At 28.1% G+C, this 23,685-nt stretch carries 20 protein-coding genes; all 20 read right to left on the bottom strand.

Annotated features, from left to right (window positions below; genetic code table 11):
- Positions 1 to 169: 169 nt before the first annotated feature.
- Positions 170 to 2,947, bottom strand: coding sequence for an SEC-C metal-binding domain-containing protein (locus ABCM86_RS09235; protein ID WP_343003882.1), 2,778 nt, complete (start codon positions 2,945 to 2,947; stop codon positions 170 to 172).
- Between the two features lie 176 nt (positions 2,948 to 3,123).
- Positions 3,124 to 3,588 (bottom strand): hypothetical protein, encoded by a 465-nt coding sequence (locus tag ABCM86_RS09230; protein ID WP_343003880.1) that lies wholly within the window; start codon positions 3,586 to 3,588, stop codon positions 3,124 to 3,126.
- Positions 3,585 to 4,049, bottom strand: coding sequence for a hypothetical protein (locus ABCM86_RS09225; RefSeq protein ID WP_295676407.1), 465 nt, complete (start codon positions 4,047 to 4,049; stop codon positions 3,585 to 3,587). Before ABCM86_RS09225 ends, ABCM86_RS09230 begins: the two co-directional genes overlap by 4 nt.
- 1 nt (position 4,050) lies before the next feature.
- Positions 4,051 to 4,506: a hypothetical protein gene (locus ABCM86_RS09220; RefSeq protein WP_295676404.1), complete on the bottom strand. Its 456-nt coding sequence runs from the start codon at positions 4,504 to 4,506 to the stop codon at positions 4,051 to 4,053.
- 450 nt (positions 4,507 to 4,956) lie between these two features.
- Positions 4,957 to 5,355, bottom strand: coding sequence for a prepilin-type N-terminal cleavage/methylation domain-containing protein (locus ABCM86_RS09215; RefSeq protein ID WP_295763404.1), 399 nt, complete (start codon positions 5,353 to 5,355; stop codon positions 4,957 to 4,959).
- Between the two features lie 28 nt (positions 5,356 to 5,383).
- Entirely contained in the window at positions 5,384 to 6,571 is a 1,188-nt protein-coding gene (locus tag ABCM86_RS09210) for a type II secretion system F family protein (protein WP_295733424.1), read from the bottom strand.
- A gap of 60 nt (positions 6,572 to 6,631) precedes the next feature.
- Positions 6,632 to 7,930, bottom strand: coding sequence for a GspE/PulE family protein (locus ABCM86_RS09205; RefSeq protein WP_343003878.1), 1,299 nt, complete (start codon positions 7,928 to 7,930; stop codon positions 6,632 to 6,634).
- A 211-nt stretch (positions 7,931 to 8,141) separates the two neighbouring features.
- Positions 8,142 to 9,215, bottom strand: a complete 1,074-nt coding sequence (locus ABCM86_RS09200) for a PRK06851 family protein (protein WP_295733429.1) — start codon at positions 9,213 to 9,215, stop codon at positions 8,142 to 8,144.
- A 170-nt stretch (positions 9,216 to 9,385) separates the two neighbouring features.
- Positions 9,386 to 9,997, bottom strand: coding sequence for a ribosome biogenesis GTP-binding protein YihA/YsxC (gene yihA, locus ABCM86_RS09195; RefSeq protein ID WP_295676396.1), 612 nt, complete (start codon positions 9,995 to 9,997; stop codon positions 9,386 to 9,388).
- Positions 9,987 to 12,344: an endopeptidase La gene (gene lon / locus ABCM86_RS09190; RefSeq protein ID WP_295733431.1), complete on the bottom strand. Its 2,358-nt coding sequence runs from the start codon at positions 12,342 to 12,344 to the stop codon at positions 9,987 to 9,989. The genes yihA and lon overlap by 11 nt, the downstream gene beginning before the upstream one ends.
- Before the next feature lie 300 nt (positions 12,345 to 12,644).
- Positions 12,645 to 13,892 (bottom strand): ATP-dependent Clp protease ATP-binding subunit ClpX, encoded by a 1,248-nt coding sequence (gene clpX, locus ABCM86_RS09185; protein ID WP_195929623.1) that lies wholly within the window; start codon positions 13,890 to 13,892, stop codon positions 12,645 to 12,647.
- A gap of 38 nt (positions 13,893 to 13,930) precedes the next feature.
- Positions 13,931 to 14,512, bottom strand: coding sequence for an ATP-dependent Clp endopeptidase proteolytic subunit ClpP (gene clpP / locus ABCM86_RS09180; protein WP_195929622.1), 582 nt, complete (start codon positions 14,510 to 14,512; stop codon positions 13,931 to 13,933).
- Positions 14,513 to 14,592: 80 nt separating this feature from the next.
- On the bottom strand, positions 14,593 to 15,876 hold the full coding sequence (gene tig, locus ABCM86_RS09175; protein WP_343003877.1) for a trigger factor: 1,284 nt from the start codon (positions 15,874 to 15,876) through the stop codon (positions 14,593 to 14,595).
- 132 nt (positions 15,877 to 16,008) lie between these two features.
- On the bottom strand, positions 16,009 to 16,485 hold the full coding sequence (locus ABCM86_RS09170; RefSeq protein WP_295676391.1) for a metallophosphoesterase: 477 nt from the start codon (positions 16,483 to 16,485) through the stop codon (positions 16,009 to 16,011).
- 24 nt (positions 16,486 to 16,509) lie between these two features.
- Positions 16,510 to 17,859 carry a ribonuclease PH gene (gene rph / locus ABCM86_RS09165; RefSeq protein WP_295676390.1) on the bottom strand — a complete coding sequence of 450 codons (1,350 nt, stop codon included), beginning with the start codon at positions 17,857 to 17,859 and terminating at the stop codon, positions 16,510 to 16,512.
- A 177-nt stretch (positions 17,860 to 18,036) separates the two neighbouring features.
- Positions 18,037 to 20,055, bottom strand: coding sequence for an NAD-dependent DNA ligase LigA (ligA, locus tag ABCM86_RS09160; RefSeq protein WP_195929618.1), 2,019 nt, complete (start codon positions 20,053 to 20,055; stop codon positions 18,037 to 18,039).
- Positions 20,056 to 20,244: 189 nt separating this feature from the next.
- Positions 20,245 to 21,180 carry a phosphoglycerate dehydrogenase gene (locus tag ABCM86_RS09155; protein ID WP_343003876.1) on the bottom strand — a complete coding sequence of 312 codons (936 nt, stop codon included), beginning with the start codon at positions 21,178 to 21,180 and terminating at the stop codon, positions 20,245 to 20,247.
- Between the two features lie 123 nt (positions 21,181 to 21,303).
- Positions 21,304 to 21,867: a carbonic anhydrase gene (locus tag ABCM86_RS09150; protein ID WP_195931851.1), complete on the bottom strand. Its 564-nt coding sequence runs from the start codon at positions 21,865 to 21,867 to the stop codon at positions 21,304 to 21,306.
- A gap of 187 nt (positions 21,868 to 22,054) precedes the next feature.
- Complete coding sequence (locus tag ABCM86_RS09145; RefSeq protein WP_195931852.1) at positions 22,055 to 22,477, bottom strand: DUF3783 domain-containing protein; 423 nt, start codon at positions 22,475 to 22,477, stop codon at positions 22,055 to 22,057.
- A gap of 24 nt (positions 22,478 to 22,501) precedes the next feature.
- Positions 22,502 to 23,566, bottom strand: a complete 1,065-nt coding sequence (locus ABCM86_RS09140) for a lysylphosphatidylglycerol synthase transmembrane domain-containing protein (RefSeq protein WP_343003875.1) — start codon at positions 23,564 to 23,566, stop codon at positions 22,502 to 22,504.
- Positions 23,567 to 23,685: the final 119 nt, after the last annotated feature.

Here is a 23,685-nt window from a genome sequence, read left to right as displayed (position 1 = left end):
ACCTCTTTCTCTGTAATATACTTCTTTTTATATTTTATCATTTTTTTTATATATTAAAAGACTTTTACATAAATTTTATTATTTTATTTGACTTAAATATGTGAAATTTAACGAAAAAATACCCTATAAAGTAGTATTACCGTATTTTAACTACTTTATAGGGATATTTTTAGCTTATTTTTAATTCTTTATATCTCTTACTTAAAGTTTTAACGCTGATGTTGTATTTTTTCGAGATTTGTCCTTGTGTCACTGTATCATCGCTATCTTTTCTAACTTCGTATTCAATGGCTGCTGCCCAGCCATTCTCACTTCCTGTATAGGATTCATATGTCTGTTTAAATTTTTTCCATTCTTTTATGCATTGTTCTTTATACTTGTCTTCTACTTTCGATATTAATACGTCATATACTTTACACTGCTCTTTTGGTTGTTTGCTTTTATTAGTTTTTGTCTTTTTTTTATTTTTATCTTGCTTATTTTCTAATTTATCACTTTTGGACTCTTGCTTGAGTTCTTGTTTTGGTTCTTTTTTAATTTTTTTATCATTTGTAACTTCTTTTGTATTTTTATCTAGATTTTTCTTCTCCTCTGTCACCTCTAATAATGGTTTTTCCTTAGGTGGATCTTCCACCATTAATCTTGCAACTATATTATTTTCTATTTTTGATTCAATTTGCTGCTCAATTTTTGACATTGATATATTTTCTATCTTAGATTCAATTTTTTCTGCTTTATATATAGGTATTCTCTCTATCCTAGTCGTCAACTGCTCTTCTGTCTTTTCAACATTGCAATCCTTATTCTTCACTACCCCTTCCATATGCTTAGCAATTATAGGTTCTGACTTTTTAGTAGCTGATTGTGAAGTTATTTCGGAAAGTTGTTTTTCAAGTTGTAATTCTTTTTCTTTTAATCTCAATTCTCTTTCTTTGAGTAATTTTTCTTTTCTAATAAGTTCTAATCTAGCTTTTATTTCTTCTTGTCTCTTTGTCGTTTCTATTCTTTGTTTTAATTTATCTTCTAATCTCTTATTTCTTCTGTTTCTATCTTTAAATCCTTCTGGATTTCTTGATTTTCTTGCCATTACTTGTCTTCGTGGTTTTTCTTTTAAAGTAACTTTATTATCTTCGTCGGATTTGGATGTTGTATCTACCAAAGCTGAATTTGATTTTATTGCAACTACCCCTTCATAATCAATATCTGCCACAATTTCATGTTGGGCTTGTCCCATCACCAGTTTTCCTTGTTTATCCTTATCCTCAATTTTTTTCATAGCTACTTCTTTTTCTTTATGTGTATATTGTGGTTCTTTCATCACCATGTTTTCTGGATTTTTGTTATCTTGATGTTGTGAGTTATTTACTGTTAGTTCTTTTGCTTTTTCTATTTCCTCTGCTACTTTATCTACTACCAGTTCGCGTGCTTTGTTTACTTTTTGTTTTAATTCTTTATCTGACACCAGTTCTGATATTTTTTGATTGTAATTTGGTTTTTCTTTATGTCTTATTATTTCTTTTGATTTATTATTTTCTTGTGGTTTTTCTTGTCGTTTGTCTTTTATTGCCACCAGTTTTTCTGGTGTATTACTTTCTTCTTTGACTTTATCTATCACCAGTTTATCTACTTTTGTTGTAGGTTTATTCACCAGTTCTGGTAATTTGTCTTTTTGATTAATTACATTTTGTTCTTTCACCAGTTTTTCATCAATTTCTTTGCTATCTTTATTAATAAGATTTGAGTTTTGTTTTCTTCTCTGTTCTTTAGTCAATTTCGATTTTGTTTTATTTGATATGTTGTTAATTTCTTGAGTTGTATTTAAATCTAAGTCTGTTTTAAGTTCTTGTGTTTTAATATCTGTTGGTTGTTCTTGAATTTCAAAAATAGCTTCTTTTTCTGCCTGTTGAATTATTGTCGGTTCTTCTTTTGTGTATTCTTCTTTAATAAATTCAACTAATGGCATTGCTATTTGTCTCTTAATCTTTTCTTTTGTTTTTTGTGCTGTTTGTTCTTCAACTTCAAAAATAATTTCTTTTTCACCATGTTGAACTATTGGTTGTTCAAATTTTTCTTCTTTCATATTTTGTTTTTGAGCAATTTCTTTTTCTCTCTGTCTAACCATTAGTAGCTTTAATTCACGTTCTTTTTCTTTTTCACTCTTTGGTGCTATTGATTTTATATTGTTATGCACCACAGCATTGTTTAATATGCCTTCTGTATTATTACTTTCTTCATTGCATGGGGTTTGTACTATATATTCTCTTCGTGATTTAATTAAATTTTGATACATAAATTTAATATTATTTATTAAGCACTGTTTCTTTGTTTTGCATTTCTTTTTAGTCTGTTTGTATCTATTGTCTATGTCATTTTTAATCTGGGTCTTTCTACTTTCGCTTATTTTAATTGTTTTGTCTAAGAAAATTTTAGTTCCACCTACATTGACGACCCTCGCGAGTAAGAACTCACCTTCCTTATACAAACTAAATAAGTCAATGTCCTCTACATATAAATCTTCATTTAATAGAATATCTCTCAGTAACACCTTATTAATATCTTTCTCTTTAACTTGATATACACTCATGTATGAGTTTAATGTATTTTCAATTATTTCTTCATCAGTTTTATTGATATTTGCTTTATTTTTATTAAGATAATCTAGCATTATACTACTTTGTTTGTTGTATTTAAAATTTACTAGATAGTATACGTTCATTACATTTTCTAATTCATAATTTGTAATTCCAAAGTCTACTTCGCATTTGTTTTTATATGGCTTTTCATATTCACTAGAGAATTCTATTACCTTTTTCATTATAGTGTCAAATTGTCCTTCCGCTAATTTAACCCTATTTCTCGCGATGTCTTTTGCTTTGTCTTTTTCTAGGCAGCATTTTTTATACTTTCTTCCGCTGCCACATGGACAAGGTTCATTTCTCCCAATCACTTTAAATCCCCCATTCTTCTTTAGATTTTCTTTATGTCATAGCTTTTAGTCAATTAAATTAGTTTTCTATAAGAAGATGTTTTTTTCCTCTTAAAATTAAGTATATTCATACTACATTTTCCTTTATATAACTCCATTGATTTACATTTATCACTTTGTTTTTTGATTATAGCCTTTTAAACGACTCTAAACGTCATAGTACAATTTATTTTTCTGTCTTGATCAGTTTCTATTTGGGAATTTTCTATTTTTATCATTTCAATTAAGTCATATAAATCTAATTCTTTTAATTTTTTATCTATTTTAAATAGATTTTTTGAATTTGAGGAAAAATTCAATTCTAGTATTACTACTTCGGATTGCTCACCTTGTTCATATTGTTTATTTATAAAATTTATATCTACTAAATTTCCTATGCTCTTTTCTATTGATAAAATTATATCCTCTGCAACCTTTTCTTTTTCTGAAAATACTTGTATAGAATCGTCTTCTTGTCTTAAAGTTAAAATTTCATTCCTTTTTTCTTCTAGTTTAGTATTTTTCTCTCTAAGAGGATTTATATATAATAATGTAACTAGAACATAAATTGTTGCTATTATCAATAAAAAACATAGTGATTTATTCTTTTTTAATAGTTTCAATTTTTTCCTCCTAATGTATATTCAATCTTAAAAAAGTATTTGTTGTCTTTCTTTTGTAATTCTTGAATATCAAATTTATTTATATTTTCTAAGTCAGATACTTTTTGTAATACTTCTGTATCTTCACAATACCCCTGAATTTCTACTTTATTAGAGTCAGAATATATACTTTGGATTTTTTCTATGCCTATGATTGAACTTATTTCTTTTATCTTAGATAAATTTATTTTAGATTTTTCTTTATTTAAATTGTTAGATGATGAAGTATTAATCTCACTAGTTTTTAAATCTTTTTCATATTCATAATCTGAAATAAATTCATTAAGTTGGTTGTTTTTAAATGAGTTTATCCCAATTTGTAATATTGTCATAAATACTATAATCAAAATACTTATTTGATATAAATTTAAATCTTTTTTATCTTTTTCAAAAATATTAATACATTTACTATTTTTACTCATTTTAAATTACAACTCCTATATTTACTAAATATTTGTTATTTTGAATATCTATTGTTTTGTCTGAACATAAATAACTTATATTTAATTTAGAATTAAGTTTATATACCTTAAATCCATTTTCTTTGAGTGTATTTATAAAATTATCTTCTTTTCCATAATAAAAAATATCAATATCTTTATCTAATAAGTTAGTTATATATTCTGAACTACTTTCTTTACTAAATACATTTGATGTATAAATTTTTTTCATTTTAATATAATTTAAAATTATTACATCATCCATATTTTCAATAACCATACAATCATTATTTTTTAAATTAATCTTTTCTCGATCTATCAATTTTTGTAATATATCAAAATTCATATTTAGATATTTATGTTTCAGATTTAAGCCTGTCGCTATATCTAAGCAAATTTTTTCTATTTCTTTTGGAAACAAAATTATCTGCAAATCCATTTTATTTTTTCTGTAGTCTAAAATTTTGTATTTTACTATGTAGTCATCTAAAGTTAAGAGACTATCCTGTAATATTTCAAAATTTATATATCCATCTAAATCTCTTTTTCTTATTTTGGGTAAATCCTTATGTTCTCTGATTATAATTTGTGAATTTTGAACGACGAAAAATACTTCTTTTATATTGTACTTTTTTATAATTTCTTTTAGATTTTTTATAAATTCCCTTTTTATATTTAATCTTTTGAGTTCTTTTATTCCTTTATCTATATTGATACAATCTATTACATCTAGCTTTAAGGGGGATTTATCTATTATTAATATTTCACTATCGTAATTATTTAGTTTAATTGTTATACAAGTTCTAATAAGATCACCTCACAATCCAAATATTATTCCTCATAATTTCCTTATTCATTTTATTTATGGAATTATTTATTTTAAATATTTTTATTCTCTTGGATAATATGTCTCTTTACCTAAAGTTACGGTTACTTTTCCGTTATCATCTATTGTAACCTCAAAATCACCAGCATCTTTTTGTTGTGATTTAGGAGTTGATTGAAGGTAATTTTCTTTAACTAAGTTTTCAATACTAACTGCCTTTCCATCTGCATCAGCTAGTTGTGCTGCTGTAGCAATATTTGCCGCAGTCGTATAGTCCATATTCTTCTTTGCATCTTGTTGTACTTTTGTATAACTTGTCATTGCAATTCCTGAAAGGATTGCCATTAATGTTATTGCGATTACTACTTCAATTAAGCTGAAGCCATCTTTTTTATATGTCAGTATCCCTCTTTTAGATTTTGCCTTTAATATATTCACCAAATTTTCAACTATGTTTTTCATAAAATTCCTCCTTTGAAATTAGTTATTTTTAAAATGCAGAAACCATATTAAACATTGGAATTACCATCGCTATTACAATTATTCCTACTATAATTCCCATCACTAAAGTGATTCCTGTCTCAAAATACTTCATTGTGATTTCAATATTTTGCTCAATTTCACTTTCATAAAATTTATTAACAACTGCTAAAGTTTCTTCTAATCTACCTGATGCCTCTCCTACTGATATCATTCTTATAAAAAATGGCGAAAATAAATTTATATCATCAAGAGATTCACCTATTTTATTTCCTTCTTTTATAGAGTTATTAGCAATTGATATTTTTTTATATAGGTAATCTTTATCTATCACCTTCGCTGATATATCTATTGCACAAACTATTTCCACACCACTTCTAATTAGTATGTATAGTGATTTTGAAAACCTGTTTGTAATATCCATCAATCTATAATCACCTATCTTAGGCAATTTAAAACTCAATCTATATACATCATCTTTTAATTCATCGTTATTTTTAATTAAATATATACTTGAGATTATTAATGTAAATCCTATAAAAAATATAAGGATAAAATTATGTCTAAGAAAATTTGATACAGATATCATTATCTGTGTTATCGCTGGCATTGTTGCATTGCTTTGCGAATAAATTTCTTCATATTTTGGGACAACAATAAACAGCATAGCAAAAACAGACAATACTGTCGCAACAGCTAAGATGATAGGATATATACTAGAGCTTTTAATTTTGCCTTTTACTTTAGACTCTTTATCATAATAGTCACTTAATGTATACATAACTTGGTCCAGATTACTGCTTAATTCTCCTGTATGCACCATACTTATAAAGAAATTTGAAAATGCATTTGTATGTTTAAACGATTCGGTTATCGAATTTCCTTCTTTTATGCTATTTAATATACTTTTTATTATCGGTTTTAGTTTTTTACTAGATTGTTGTTCCAACATTTCTAATAATGATATGATGTCACTTCCTGATTCGAGTAAAATCCCTATCTCCTTGCAAAAAATCTTTAAATCTTTTTCGTTAAGTTTTTTTCTAAAATTAAATAACGACTTTTTCTTTTTCATAGATGATATACTAAGCTTATTTTCTTTAGCATATTTTAATACTTCACATTCCGAATCAAAATCTAGATGTATTACCTTTCTTTTATTTTGTTCATCATATACAACACATTTGTAGTATTCCATAAATCACCTCTATCATTTTATTTTTATAATTTATAGATATAAACCATATCTATTACATTTTTATATGTTTTCTGCTAAGGTCATTGATGCAATATTTCTATAGCTATCATCAAATGTAATCATTTTTCCACTTTTTATAGCCATATCTTTTATTTCTTTATGTTTATTTATATCGCTAATACATTGTCTAATCTCATCGTCTATTTGTAGAATTTCATAAACTACAGTTCTACCTAAATATCCACTTCCATGACAATATTCACATGAATTATTTTCTCCATTACAGTATAGACATACCTTTTTAACTAATCTCTGCGCTATAACTCCAACTAATGATGCACTTATTAGATACAAGTCTACTCCCATATCTTTGAGTCTAGTTATTGATGAAACTGTATCATTAGTGTGTAATGTGCTGAGTACTAAATGCCCAGTTATGGACGCTCTTATAGCTATTTTTGCAGTTTCTGAATCCCTTATTTCTCCAACCATTATTACATCTGGATCTTGTCTCAACATTGCTCTTAAGCCTTTTTCAAAAGTTAATCCTACCTTTGAATTTACTTGTATTTGATTTATTCCATCCATCTTGTACTCTATAGGGTCTTCTATTGTTAGAATATTTCTCGAGATTTTATTTAAATCGTTTAATAGAGAGTACATTGTTGTGCTTTTTCCGCATCCAGTTTCACCTACAATTAATACTATTCCTGAATTATTTGATATCATTTGATTTATGATTTGTACGGCTTTTTGTGAAAAACCTATTTCTTCTTTCGTCTTAAAAAAATTATCTCTGTTTAAAATTCTGAGAACTGTCTTTTCTCCATAAGTTGTTGGAATTGTCGATGTTCTAATATCAATTAATTTATCTTTTATATTTATATCTGCTCGTCCGTCTTGGGGAAGTCTTTTTTCTGTAATATCAATTCCCGATTTTAGCTTTATAACTGATGTCAGTGGTATATGTAAATCAAGTGTATATCTGAATGCTTCATATAATTCTCCATCTACACGAAATCTGATTATGAGGTAATTATCAAAAGGTTCTATATGTATATCACTTACATTTTTAGACACAGCATTTTCTAATATTGTTTCAAAAATCTTATATGCATAATCTTCGTCTACTTCAATATTGTTTCCGTATGCTGCCTCGATTTCTTTAATTATTTGTTCTTCTGGATATTGTTTAAATTCAATATTTTTCCTTGTTATAATATTTAAATCTTGTATAGTGTTAAAATCAGCTCTACTTCCACCTACTACTAAGGTATCTCCATTTAATTCTATCGGTATTACTTTATATTTTCTTGATATTTTTTCTGGAATAATAGATAATAAATTACTTGATATCAATAGCTTCACTCCTCATTTCTAAATTTATTAATTGGATTATGTACTAGAAAAATACATTGTATTCATTATTTTGGAAATTTATTACTTTAATTTATACTGAATTGAAAATATCTTATAAAATACAGCTTTCTCGCAAGTATATACTTATAATTTATTAATAATACAAAACAAAAAGGAACCCAAAGGTCCCTTTTTGCAAATCTGTCCGTTTCTATTTTTTATATTTTAATATTCGATTTATAATTTCATCTTTTAATAATTCCACCTTATTAAAATCCATAGCAGGTACATAATAATCTTCAACTATATCATGGTTAAATTTAGCTCGTTTCAAGTTCGAAATAGCGTTATTCATTAAATAATCAACTAAATCTTTATCAATTTTCACATCATCTATATATTTCTTTAATTTATCTTCATCTATACATGTATTTAAGTCAATTTCCTTTTTATCCTTAAATCTAGCACTAGTCGTAACAGCTAAATCTAAAGCTGGAATATATACAGCTTGCAATTTATCTATTATCAATGGAAAATGATAAACTTCAACATCTAATCCTTTTTGTTGTGCTCTAGTATAAACAGCCTCTAATAATGTAGTTTTTCCGCTTCCTATTTCTCCTTCTAGATAATATATATTTTCAACTCCATCAAAAAGACTATCTGAATAATCTAAATATCCTATTGGCGTTATTGCTGAACCAAATAAATGTCTTACATATGCTTTCTTACCGCTAAATTCTACATCAGCAAATATTTTTTCAAGAAATTCATCTGTTATTTTACTTAATTTTGATAAGTCTATGCACTTTGAAATTTTTGATTCTACATCTATATAAATAGGTTCTGCTGATTTTAAAAATCTAAATGCTCTTTGGAAACATTCACTTATATCTTCATTACAAGCTTTTATTTTATCTCTATTTTCTTCTATTTTTTCTACATCCCAAAACTCGCCAAAATTTAATATCTCATCAATAGCACCAGGTGTTTTAGGATCTACAGTATGAGGTGCAGTCGCATCTATCATAACAACATTGAGTTCTTTTATTACTATTCCGTCTAATGAGCTAGGGTCAGATGAACAATAATGTAGCTCTACATCATATCCCATCTTATTAAATTCCTTAGATATTTTTTTCATAAAAGATGATTTTCCAACACCTGGACCACCTTTTAAGCAAAAAATTCTATTTACATCTTGTGGTATTATATAATCAAAAAATGAATAAAATCCATTCGCTGTATTTCCCCCTGGAAACATCTTTCTTATTTTGCCTGTCATAAACAGCCCCCCCTAAAAAAAATTCTATATTAAGATATTTATTTAGTTTGATTTTTGTTACAAAAAAATAAACCTATGACGAAAATTTTTCAAATAATTTCATCATAGGTTTAAAATACATTAAGATTCTATTGTTGTAATCAACTAATAAATACAAGTAGTAGTTAAAATTAGTCTACTGTTACTTCATATCCATGTTTATTATATTGATTAACTATTTCGTTCCAAACATCTTCTACACCAGTTTTCTTGCTTGAGGATATAGGAATTATTTTTTCTTCTTTTTCTAATTGTAATTTCTTTCTTATTACGCTCATGTGTTTTTGGTATTGCCCTCTAGATATTTTATCTGCTTTTGTAGCTATTACAACACATTCATATCCAAAGTGTTTTATCCATTCATACATCATAACGTCATCATTTGTTGGTTCATGTCTAATATCAACTAATAAGAAAATAGCACATAATTCTTCTCTATCTCCTAGATAAGTTTCCATTATATTTCCCCATTTGTCTTTTTCTGATTTTGCAACCTTTGCATATCCGTATCCTGGAAGGTCAACAAAATAGAATTCATTGTTTATTAAATAGAAGTTTATAGTTCTAGTTTTCCCTGGAGTCTGACTAGTTCTTGCAAAGTTTCTTCTATTTAATAGTGCATTTACACAAGAAGATTTCCCAACGTTAGATCTACCAACTAATGCTATTTCTGGTAGTCCCTCTGCTGGATATTGATGTCTTTTTGTTGCACTCATTTTTATTTCTGTACTTCTAATTTTCATTTCTGTCACCATCTTTTACTAGAGCATGCTCTAATACCTCGTCTAAATGTTTAACTAATACAAATTCCATTTGATCTTTTACGTTTTGTGGTATTTCATCTAATTGAGCTTCACAATCTTTTGGAAGTAATACCTTTTTGATTCCTGCTCTATGTGCTGCAAGTAATTTTTCTTTTATTCCACCAACAGGTAATACTCTACCTCTTAGAGTTATCTCACCAGTCATAGCAACATCACATCTTACAGGTATATTAGTTAATGCTGAAATTACAGCAGTAGCCATTGTTACACCAGCAGATGGTCCATCTTTTGGTGTTGCTCCTTCTGGAATGTGTATATGGATATCTTTAGTTTGGTAGAAGTCTTCAGGTATGTTGAATTTATCTGAAATTGATCTGATATAAGAAATTGCTGTTTTAGCAGATTCTTTCATTACATCTCCTAATTGACCAGTTAATACAACTTGTCCCTTACCTTTTAGTACATTAACTTCTACGTTTAAAGTTACTCCACCAACAGCAGTCCATGCAAGCCCTGTAACCATACCAATTTCTGGTTTAATACCAGCTAAGTCAAATGTATATTTGTCTTTTCCTAGATATTCCTCTAGGTCTTCTTTTGTAACCACAACTTCAGTTAAAGTTGGGTCTTCTACATATTTTTTAGCTATCTTTCTGCATATTTTGCCGATAGTTCTTTCTAGAGTTCTGACACCAGCTTCTCTAGTGTAGTAATTTATAATATCTCTCATAGTCTCGTCATCTATTTTTACAAATCCTTCTTCAAGGCCATTTTCTTCGATTTGTTTTTTAAGTAGATATTTTTGAGCTATGTTTAATTTTTCTTCTTCTATATAACCAGATAATTCGATTATTTCCATTCTATCAAGTAATGGACCTGGTATTGTACTTAAACTATTTGCTGTAGTTATAAATAAGATTTTAGATAAATCAAATGGTATTTCTAAGTAATGGTCTACAAAGTTTTTATTTTGTTCTGGGTCTAAGACTTCTAACATTGCAGATGCAACATCACCTTTATAATCAGATGCCATTTTATCTATTTCATCTAATAAGAATACAGGGTTCTTAGTTTGAGCTTCTTTTACACCATTTATGATTCTACCTGGTATAGCAGCAACATAAGTTCTTCTATGACCTCTTATTTCTGCTTCATCTCTAACACCACCAAGAGAAATTCTCACGAATTTTCTATTCATAGATGCGGCAATAGATCTAGCTATAGATGTTTTACCTACACCTGGAGGTCCAACTAAACAGATTATTGGTCCTTTTAATGATTTAGATAAAGTTCTAACTGCTAAGAATTCTAGTATTCTCTCTTTAACTTTTTCCATACCATAGTGTTCATTATCTAAAACTTCTTTGGCTTTATTAATATCTAATTTGTCTTTAGTTTCTTTGTTCCATGGTAATGAGAATATCGTTTCTAAGTAGTTTCTGCTTACAGAAACATCTGGTGAAGCAGGTGATATTCTAGAGAACTTATCTATTTCTTTACTTATTTTTTCTTTTGTATCTTTAGGTGCTTTGATTTTTTTAAGTTTAATTCTGTATTCTTCTGCTTCAGAATTAATATCTTCTTCATCACCTAATTCTTTTTGTATAGCTCTAAGTTGTTCTCTTAAATAATATTCTTTTTGAACCTTATTCATTTGTTTCTTAACTCTTAGAGTTATTTTCTTTTCTATTTTTAATATATCTATTTCTTCTAAAAGGATTGAATATAAAAGCTCTAGTCTTTTTGCTATGTCAAACTCTTCTAGTATTTCTTGTTTTTGTTCTGGTTTTAAGTATATATTAGAAGCAATAGTATCAACAAATCTATCTGCATTTTCTATTTCTTCTAAAGATACTAGTATTTCTGGAGAAACTCTATTTCCTATGTTTATATATTCTTCAAAAGAGTCTAAAACATTTCTTACTAAAGCTTCTATTTCTATATCATTTTGAGTTGTAGTTTCATTGTATATTATTTCATCTACAACAGCTTCAAAATATCCTGCATCTTGGTTAACTTCTTTTATTTTACCTCTTGATATACCTTCTACTAAAACTCGTACAGTATCCCCAGGTAATTTTATCATTTGTTTTACCTTACAAATTGTTCCGACATGATAGAAATCTTCTTCTGTAGGTTCATCTATTTCTGCCTCTTTTTGAGAAGTTAAAAATATTAACTCATCAGCAAGCATAGCTTCATCTAAAGCTTTTAATGAAACTTCTCTACCTATATCAAAATTTAATATCATATATGGAAAAATTGCTAATCCTCTTAGAGGAATTAATGGTAATTTACGTTCTATTTTAGTGTATTTATTTTCCATAATTTCACTCCTTAAATTATTTATACAATTCTGCTGTCTTACTAAAAATCTTATAGACAATACACTAATTTCCCTAAATATATGTTTATATAATAATATATCTTAATGAAATTTTTATATTGCTTTTTATATTATATATTTACATAGTTTAATTTTCAACATAAATACAAATATACTACTATTTTTTACTTTTATTATCCAACCCTATTCATCAATAATTTAATGTTCAAAAAAAGGAGCTAAACAAGCTCCTTTTTAAATCCAATTTATATGCATATATATATTTAAAATATATATTTATTATGCACTTTCTTCTTGATTTTTAAGTACCATTACTGGTTCACTATCGCCTTCTACAGCTTTTTTAGTTACTATTACCTTTTTGATATCGTCTCTTGATGGAACTTCATACATGCTTTCCATCATAACACTTTCAACGATACTTCTAAGACCTCTAGCACCTGTATTTCTGTCGATAGCTTTTTTAGCAATAGCTCTCAACGCTTCGTCTTCAAACTCTAACTCTACATTATCTAGCTCTAATAATTTTTTATATTGTTTTACTAAAGCATTTTTTGGCTCTTGTAATATTCTCATTAGTGCATCTTCATCTAGTAGTTCTAATGTTGCAACAACAGGTATTCTACCTATAAATTCTGGTATTATACCGAATTTAAGTAAATCTTCTGGTAGAACTTTTGAATATATTTTTCCTAAATCTATATTCTTTTTACTTTCTATTTTTGCTCCAAATCCAAGAGTTTTAGTTTCCCCACGTCTTTGAATTATTTTTTCTATTCCATCGAAGGCTCCACCTAGAATAAATAATACGTTTGTTGTATCTATTTTAAGAAATTCTTGATGAGGATGCTTTCTTCCACCTTGTGGTGGAACATTTGCAACTGTTCCTTCAAGTATTTTTAATAATGCTTGTTGAACACCTTCACCACTAACATCTCTAGTGATAGATGGATTTTCTGATTTTCTTGCTATTTTATCAATTTCATCTATATAGATTATGCCTCTTTCTGCTTTTTCTATATCGAAATCAGCAGCTTGGATAAGTTTTAATAAAATATTTTCAACATCTTCTCCAACGTAACCAGCTTCTGTTAAAGATGTAGCATCTGCCATAGCAAAAGGAACATTTAATGTTTTTGCTAATGTTTGAGCTAATAAAGTTTTACCAGAACCTGTAGGTCCTAATAAAAGTATATTACTCTTTTGAATTTCTATATCTTTAGAAGTTGCTTTTTTGCTGTAAATTCTCTTGTAGTGATTATATACAGCTACTGATAATATTTTTTTAGCTCTTTCCTGACCTATGACATAATCATTTAAGATTTCCATCATTTCTTTAGGTTTTGGCAGAGATAGAGTATCTTCTTCTAAAGTTTCTTCCATCTCTTCTTGTATTATTTCATCACAAAGCTCAACACATTCATCACATATATAAACGTTTGGCCCTGCAATTAATCTTCTAACTTGATCTTGAGTCTTTCCACAGAATGAACATTTTAATTGTCTTTTATCTTCATATTTTGACATATTAAGCACCTCTTCCTAAAACTACGCTCTTTCTTCAATTACTTCTTTTCTATTACTTCATCGATTAGACCGTATTCTTTTGCTTCTTGAGCACTCATAAAGTTGTCACGTTCTGTATCTTCTTGTATTTTTTCTATTGGTTGCCCAGTTCTCTCAGAAAGAATTTGATTTAGTCTTTCTCTTATTTTTAGAATCCATTTAGCATGGATTTCTATGTCTGTAGCTTGACCTTTTGCTCCACCTAAAGGTTGGTGTATCATTATTTCGCTGTTTGGTAATGCAAATCTTTTTCCTTTTGCCCCTGCATTTAATAAGAATGCACCCATTGAAGCAGCCAAACCTATGCATATAGTGCTAACGTCTGGTTTTATATATTGCATAGTATCATATATAGCCATACCAGCTGTTACACTACCACCTGGAGAATTTATATATAGATGTATATCTTTATCTGGATCTTCAGCCTCTAAAAATAATAACTGTGCTACTACTAAACTAGCTGTAGTGTCATTTACTTCATCACTTAAGAATATAATTCTATCTTTTAAAAGTCTAGAATATATATCATAGGCTCTTTCTCCCCTACCTGTTTGTTCTACTACTGTAGGTACTAATGCCATAATTCATACCCCCTCTATTCTTTGTGGATAAATTTGTAGTAGTTTATTAAAACTACTACAAATCAGATTTTATTTTATTATTATGCTATAACAGCATTTTCAACTAAGAAGTCTATAGTTTTTCTTATTCTTAATTGACCTTTTATATCTTCTAAATCAGATGGTTTTAAAGCTTCTTTTATTTGAGCTAATGTCATGTTGTAAGCTTCTGCCATTTTAGCAGCTTCTGCTTCAACTTCTTCTTCAGTTACTTCTACGTTTTCTGCTTTAGCTATTGCATCTATAACTAATGAAGCTTTAACTGATTTTTCAGCATCTTCTTTCTTTTCATCTCTTAATTCTTGCATAGATTTACCAGTCATTTCTAATAATTGTTCTACGCTGAATCCTTGGTATTGTAAAGAGTAGTTAAGTTCCATTATAGAGTTATCTATTTGAGCATTTACCATAGTTTCTGGAACTTCTATTTCTGTGTTAGCAACAACTGCATCTACAACAGCGTTTCTTTCTTCACCTTTAGCTTTTGCAGCAGCTTCTTCTTCAGCTTTAGCTTTAACGTCAGCTCTTAATTCTGCTAAAGTATCGAATTCAGTAGTATCTTGAGCGAACTCATCGTTTAATTCTGGTAATTCTTTAACTTTTACTCCATTTACTTTAACTTTGAATACAACTGGAGCTCCAGCTAAATCTTCTGCATGGTAGTCAGCTGGGAAAGTAACGTTAACGTCAACTTCTTCTCCTGCTTTTTTGCCTACTAATTGATCTTCGAATCCTGGTATGAATGAACCTGAACCTATAACTAAGTTGTGTCCTTCAGCTTTTCCACCTTCGAAAGCTACACCATCTTTGAATCCTTCGAAGTCTATGTTAGCAGTATCTCCATTTTCTATTTCTTTATCTGAATCTACTAATCTAGAAGCTCTTTCTTGTAATTCGTTTAATTTAGCATTTACTTCTTCTTCAGTTACATTATAGTCAACTTTAGCTACTTCTATACCTTTGTATTGACCTAATTCGAATTCTGGTTGAACTTCAACTTCAACAACTAATACTAATCCGTTGTCTTTGCTTATTTCTTCAACATCTATGCTTGGTCTGTCTATTGGAGCTAATTGTAACTCATCTAATGCACTTGGGTATACTTCTGGGAATACTATATCTATAGCTTCTTCGTAGAATACTCCTTTTCCGTAGTTGTTTTCTATTATTCTTCTAGGTGCTTTACCTTTTCTGAATCCTGCTATGTTAAATCTTCCTTTATTTTTATTGTAAGCTTTGTTTATAGCAGCTTCAAATTTGTCGTTGTCTATAGTTAATTTGAAATTTACAACGTTACCTTCTTTTTTAATTAATTCTGCTTTCATCTAACTTTATCCTCCTAAATATATATGTAATCATTTTAGAATAATTTTAAATTTAATTCTAATAAATATCTAACTCTTTAATTATATCACAACCATTTTTTTATTTACAAGTGTTCCATAGAATTAGAGGGTTTATATTTTTAGCCTTTCATAGGTAATTTCTCCATTTTCTACATCTAATATACCAATACCTCTGCTTGAACCGCCTCTAGGTAAAGATGTACTTCCTGGATTAATAAATATAATACCGTCTTTTTCTTTATAATATGGTACATGTGAATGGCCAAATATTACTATATCAGCTTCTTTATCTTCTGCTCTTTTTTGCAGCTCATCTAAAGAATACTTTATTCCATAATTGTGTCCATGGCAAACAAGAACTTTTTTGTCCTCAGCCATAAACGTCTCCTCATCCTTCCCTGGATCAGAATAAAAATCACAGTTGCCTTTTACAGCAACAACTGGTACATCAGTCACAGCCTCTAGATAGTAAGAATCATCTATATTATCTCCTGCATGAACAATCAAGTCGCAATATTTTAAGTACGGAATCGCTTTGTCCATTGCCGCTGTGAATTTATGAGTATCACTAACTATTCCTATTCTCATTATTATCCACTACCTTTATATTATTTATCTTCCTACTCTTCTTGATAATTCTTCTTTCATTAATTGTAGTGCATTTGCTCTGTGGCTTATAGCATTTTTTATAGTTGCTGGTAATTCAGCAAATGTTTTATTGTATTTGTTTACTATAAATAAGTTATCGTATCCAAATCCATTGCTTCCCTTTTCTTCAAATCCTATAGTTCCTTCGCAAGTTCCTCTAACAACGAATTCTTTTCCATCTGGGAATACTACCGCTATACAACAAACAAATCTAGCATTTCTTTGGCTCATAGGTGTATTTCCTAATGATTTTAATAGTTTTGCTCTATTTTCTTCATCAGTAGCATTTTCTCCTGCATATCTAGCAGAATATATGCCTGGTTTTTTACCTATTGCATCAACTTCAAGGCCAGAATCATCAGCTATAGTTATCATTTTTGTTCTTTTTGCAACTTCTCTAGCTTTTATTAAGGCATTGTGTTCAAATGTTTTACCATTTTCTTCGATTTCTAGTCCACCAAGGTCGACATCTTTCAATGAATATATATTATAATCTAAGTCCTTTAATATGTCACCTATTTCTTCTAATTTGTGTGCATTTCCTGTAGCTATAACTACGTCATTACCATAATCCACACCTAGAATCTCATCAGCTATTTCACCTAAAGCTTCCCTTTGAGCTTTTAGTAACATTTTATTACCTTTTTCTCCTAGCTCTAGAAGTTTTTCTAAATCTTTTCTTGAGAAAGGACATTCTTCCCCTGTTCCTTGTAACTCAACAAATTCACCTTTATCAGTCATTATTATGTTCATATCTACTTGTGCTTTTGAATCTTCTTCATAACATAAGTCAAGTAAATATTCTCCATCTACTATACCAACACTTATTGCTGATACAAAGTTTCTAACTGGCATATGTTTTATTACTTTATCTTTATGTAATTTATTTATAGCGTCTAATACAGCTACAAATGCCCCTGTGATTGATGCTGTTCTAGTACCACCATCTGCTTGTATTACATCACAATCTATCCAGATAGTTCTCTCTCCCAATTTTTCTAAATCAATTACTGACCTAATAGCCCTACCTATTAATCTTTGTATTTCTTGACTTCTACCATCTATTTTACCTCTAGATGCATCTCTTATTTTTCTTTGTTGAGTCGATCTAGGTAACATAGAATACTCTGCATTTATCCATCCAGTTCCTGTGTTTCTTAGAAAGGGAGGAACCTTATCCTCTATAGATGCATTACATAATATTTTTGTATCACCCATTTCTATAAATACAGACCCCTCTGCATATTTTGTATAATTTCTAGTTATTTTTAAATCCCTAATTTGATCAAACTCTCTACCATCAATTCTAGTCATGTTTTTTCCTTTCTAAAATCAAATACTTCTCTTGAATATTAAATTCGTAAATTCCGTTAAATAACTTCATTCTCTAAATAATTCTATCACTACTTTGACTAATTTACTACATTTATAAGGTAAAATCAACTTTTATATAAGGTTGATGAAGTTATTAACGGACGTTTTTGATTAATTTTATAAATTACTTAAAACCTCTTCGTTAGTTTTTAAATTTATTAATTGTAAAAATTTATCTTCGTCTATAACTTTTATGCCTAAATCATTAGCTTTTGTCAGTTTAGAGCCGGCTTCTTCACCTGCTAAAACGAAAGATGTAGATTTACTTACACTTGAAGTAGCCTTTCCACCTCTTTGTTCTATCATTTCTTTAGCATCATTTCGTTTTAATGTTGGAAGAGTTCCAGTTAAAACTATCTTCATTTTTTCAAATATTTTCGGTATATCTTCATTTCCTGATTCAATTAATTTAGTATTTACCCCTGCAGCTTTTAGTTTGTCTATAACTGATATATTTTTTTCTTCTTTAAAGAACTCTACTACACTATCTGCCATAGTTTGACCAAACTCTTCTAGGTTTATTAATTCTGATTCTGTTGCATTCATTAATTTATCTAAATCTTTAAATTCACTTGCTAATATTTTTGCAGCTTTTGTTCCTATTAGTTTTATACCTAGTCCATTTATAAATCTCCATAAATCATTTTCTTTTGATTTTTCTATGGCATTGATTAAGTTAGTCGCTGATTTATCACCCATTCTCTCAAGAACTGATATTTGTTCTTTTTTAAGGTAATATAAGTCCGCTATATCTTTTATTAATCCTTCTTTTAATAATAAAGTGATTATAGATTCTCCTAATCCGTCTATGTCCATAGCTTCTCTAGATGCAAAATGGATAATTCCTCTTCTAATTTGTGCAGGACAAGATATATTTATACACTTAACTGCTGCTTCTCCTTCTAGTCTAACTGTAGGCTCACCACATACTGGACATTCTTCTGGCATGTTAAATGTTATTTCATCACCTGTTCTTTTCTCTTTTATAACTTCAACTACTTGTGGTATTATGTCCCCTGCTTTTTGAACTAATACTGTATCGTTTATTTTTATATCTTTTTCATTTATATAATCTTCATTGTGAAGTGTTGCTCTACTTACTGTTGTTCCGGCAAGTCTTATCGGTTCTAAAACTGCTGTTGGCGTTATTGTTCCAGTTCTACCAACTTCCACAACTATATCTAATAATTTTGTTTGTTTTCTTTCTGCTGGGAATTTATATGCAATTGCCCATCTTGGACTTTTCGCAGTATAACCCATTTGCTCTCTTTGAGCTAGGTTATTTACTTTTATAACCATTCCATCTATTCCAAATTCTAAATCTTCTCTATGATCAGTCCAATATTTTATATGTTCTATTACTTCATCCATAGTCTTGAATACTTTAAAATCTGGGCTTACTGAGAAACCTAATGTTTTTAAGTATTCTAATGATTCGCTATGTGTTTTAAATTGTTTAGAATTCATATCCTCTAAGTTAAATATAAATATATCTAGAGGTCTTTTAGCTGTTAATTTAGAATCTAGTTGACGTAAAGACCCCGCAGCTAAATTTCTTGGATTGGCATATAAAGGTTGGTCTTGTTCTTCTTGGATTTTATTTATTGCTTCAAAATCCTTTTTAGATATATAAACCTCTCCTCTTACTGTAAGTTCGTCTTTTTCATCTATATTAAGAGGTATATTTTTTATAGTCATTAAGTTTTTAGTAATATCTTCTCCAACAGTACCATTTCCTCTTGTAGCACCATTTTCAAATATTCCATTATTGTAATTAAGTCCTACTGATAGACCATCTATTTTAAATTCAACTACATATTCAACATCTTGCCCTACTGCATCTCTAACTCTTGAGTCAAAATCTTTTAAATCTTCCCATGAATATCCATTAGAAAGACTAAGCATCGGTATTTTATGTACAACTTGTTCAAACTTGTCTAATGGTTTCCCACCAACTCTATTTGATGGTGAATCATTTCTTTTTAATTCTGGATTTTCTTCTTCTAACTTGATTAATTCTTTCATTAAATTATCATATTCAAAATCTTCTATCTCTGGTGAATCTTGATTATAATATTTGTCATTGTGATAATTTATTAAATTTATCAATTCTTCAATTCTCTTTTGAGCACTCATACATTAAACTCCTTAACTTTTTATATAATCATAGTATTATCTAAATTCTACTTTTTTAATGCTAATATTAAATTAATAATATAAGATTATTTTTTAACTAAATATAAATTAGTCTTATTTATATTATCATAAATTTGTAGATTATTTTATAACCCAAGAAAAATTATCTTTATTTAAAAACTCTATTTTTTAATATCCTCTTTCTATATTTACTATATTATCTACTTGTTTGCCTTCTTTATATTTTTTTAAATTAGAATACATTAATTTCTCTACTCTTATATCATTTTTATCAGATACCCAACAATTATGAGGTGTAACAATTACATTGTCAGCATCCCATAGTGGGCTTTCTTTTGGAAGTGGCTCTTGTTCAAATACGTCTAATGCAACACCCTTAAATTTATCTAGATATTTTATTAAATCTTCTTCGTTGACGATTTTTCCTCTTCCAACATTTATAAAGCTAGAACCTTGTTTCATTAATTCAAATTTATCCTTATCAATCATTCCTATTGTATTTTCTGTGCAAGGCATTGTACTAACTACTACATCGCAGTTTTTAAATATTTCATTTATTTGATTTTTTCCAAAGCATCTATCAAAATATTCTACTTCACGTCCATTAGTATTGTACCCCCATATTTCCACTCCAAATCCATTAAGTCTTTTTGCAGCTTCTACAGCAATTGTTCCTGTTCCCAAAAAGCCAATTCTACTTCCATAAAGTTCACTTATTCCAAAATCCATATGCCAAACTTTATCTTGCTGTTGTTTATAAAGCATTTTAGATTTTTTATATATTTCTAATATGCACATAACTATCCACTCTGACATAGGTATGCTATATCCACCTCTGTTGTTAGTTACTTGTATATTTTGTTTTATGACTTTTTCTTTTGGTAATTGATCAAATCCTACACTTGTAAGCATTATATATTTTAAATTTTTCATTTTTGATATATCTAATCTTTTAAAAGGATTATAAGTGACTAATATATCTGCATCATCTACTTCTTCACAATTTTTGATTTTCGATTCAGATATTCTTATAATCTCATATCCTAGACTTTTTATTTTTTCTAATTGTTCGTCACTAATTTTTACAGTAATTAAAACTTTCATAATTATTATCCCCTTTCTATAGTTAATTTAATTATAATCAAAAAAAAATTGAGATACATATATCTCAAAACATTAAATATAATATTATTTTATTTTAAATTTATAGTTATTATTCATTTTTTATTATTTAATATCTTCAAATATAACTTCTCCTGATTCTATATCGTACATAGCTGAAATGATTTTTAACTTATCTTGCTTTTCTAATTCACTTAAAACTTCACTTTTTTTCAAACATTCTACACCATATTTTGCATTTAATACTTCTGCCTTTCGTTGGTCTTTTTCAGTTCCAATAGCTTCTGAAACTTTTTCAGTTATAGACTTTATATAACTGTGTCCTTGATTTCTTACTGTTGCATCAACTGCTCCACAATGAGTATGTCCTAATACAACAATTAACTCAACTCCTAAATGTTCTGATGCATATTCTGCTGAACCTATTTCAAAATCTCCAATTATATTTCCTGCATTTCTTATAATGAATAATTCTCCCATACTTGCAGAAAAAATATGTTGTACTGGAACTCTAGAATCAGAACAAGTTATTATTGTTACATAAGGCTTTTGTCCCTTATTTTTTAATTCTTCACGCAGTTCCTGATGAAAAATTGATGGATTACTCTGACATTCTAAATAAAGTTTGCTACCTTTTTTTAATTTTTCTAGCGCTTCTAAATAATGCATACCATCTCTCCTTTTAATTATAATGTATGAAGTTTTTAAGTTTTTGCATTAATAAATTTAATTCCACAGCAAATTACAAATTCCTTTAAAATCTTATAATTTCTGCTTTTTAAAATTAATTTTTACCTATTAAAAAATCACATAAAAAATAGACCCTATATAAAAATAAGGTCTATTTCAAAGTTTATTATTTATGTTCTGCAAATTGTCCTTTAGATATTGCTTTTCTCTCTTCTTTTAAGTTGTATATTAATGTATTTAGTTTCCAGTCTATTGATACTTCTGTAACCATAGCAGTTAATGGTCTTCTTATTTTCATCTTTTTTAATCCATCTAAAAATCCAGAAACTCTAGTAGTCGGTATATTATTAAATATAATAGCTTTTTCACTCCATACTTCTTCATTATCATCAAGCATATTTCCGTCTAATATATCGTTTATTTTTGTATTTCCATTTTTGCTAGTTACAGCTATTCTATCTCTTATCCCAGCAAAATTGCTTACTGTTTTTATTGCTGCAAGTTCCTTAGCATTAAAATTAACTAATATCATGCAACTTCTATCATGTAAGTTTTGTTGTTCGTTTTCATTTATTTTTTTAAATGTCATAATTTATCTCCTTAAAATAAAAATTTATATTTTACTAACGTTGCTATTATCTGCAATTGTCGGTTTCTCTTTAATTTGAGCATGTGTCAATAATGTCAATATAGCACTTGTAATCAAAATAAAATAATATACTAATGCGCCATATAAAAGTACTGCATATCCCAATATTGATTTTGGAAATACACCATTAAATATACTAAAAAATGCTATCTCATTAGCACCTATATTACCCGGAGTTGGTATAGGTGAAACAGCCATATATAAAAGTGTTTGTAAAGTTATTAAATAAACAAGATGATTTTGATTTAAATTAAATGATCTATATATCCAATAAGATACGCTAAAATACGCAGTAAGTTGGATTACTGTTAATACTGTTGTTTTAAATAATAACTTTTTATTTGTCATAAAAAATTTAACTGAGATGCTGTATGCATCTATAAATTTATTTATTTTCTCTTCTTTATTTTTTAAAAATCTTAGAATTTTAAATTTTGAAATATGTTGTATTAAAAAACTACTTACAGCCTTTAGTTTTACAGGATTTAAAATTGCTAAAACTGCTATTAAAATGGTAAATGCATTTATTCCTAAACCAAGTATAACTAAAGATATTACCCCTGGTATTTGACTTTTTAATATTCCCATATTTAATACAAATAATACTGCACAGTATATAGTTACTACAGATTGATACAATAACGTTTTGTTTGTTATTATTCCTGTAGCTTCACCTAATGGAACTTTATATTTAGATAAAACATATATAAGCATAGGTTGGCTTCCAGATGCAAATGGTGTTACTAGGTTATAATAAAATCCCATACTAGCCAACTTAACGCCTAATAACTTTTCGTTTACTTTATATTGAGCATCAAGTATTTGTTTTAAAATTATTCCTTCTAAAATCATATATACTAAGATTGCACAGACTCCCATTACTATGTATTTTTTATTTATTATATCTTTTATTTTTTCTATAGAATTTATATCTAAATTTTGAAAAACTAAATAAACAGTAAAAATCATTAGAAATAATAGAAAACTATATTTTAATATTATATTCCTGTACTTCTTAAAAAACTCCATAATATTCTCCTCTTCACCCAATAAATATATTATATTGCTAATAAATAAAAATTTATTATATTTATGTATAAATATACTTTAAAGATTAATTATACCAAATATTTGTTTTAAGGTTTATG

The organism is Clostridium sp. 2218st1_F5_2218SCRN_220325 (genome assembly GCF_039062665.1).
Classification (GTDB): domain Bacteria; phylum Bacillota; class Clostridia; order Peptostreptococcales; family Peptostreptococcaceae; genus Intestinibacter.
The sequence above is the reverse complement of the archived record's forward strand: the minus strand, read 5'-3'. Positions and strand labels throughout refer to the sequence as shown.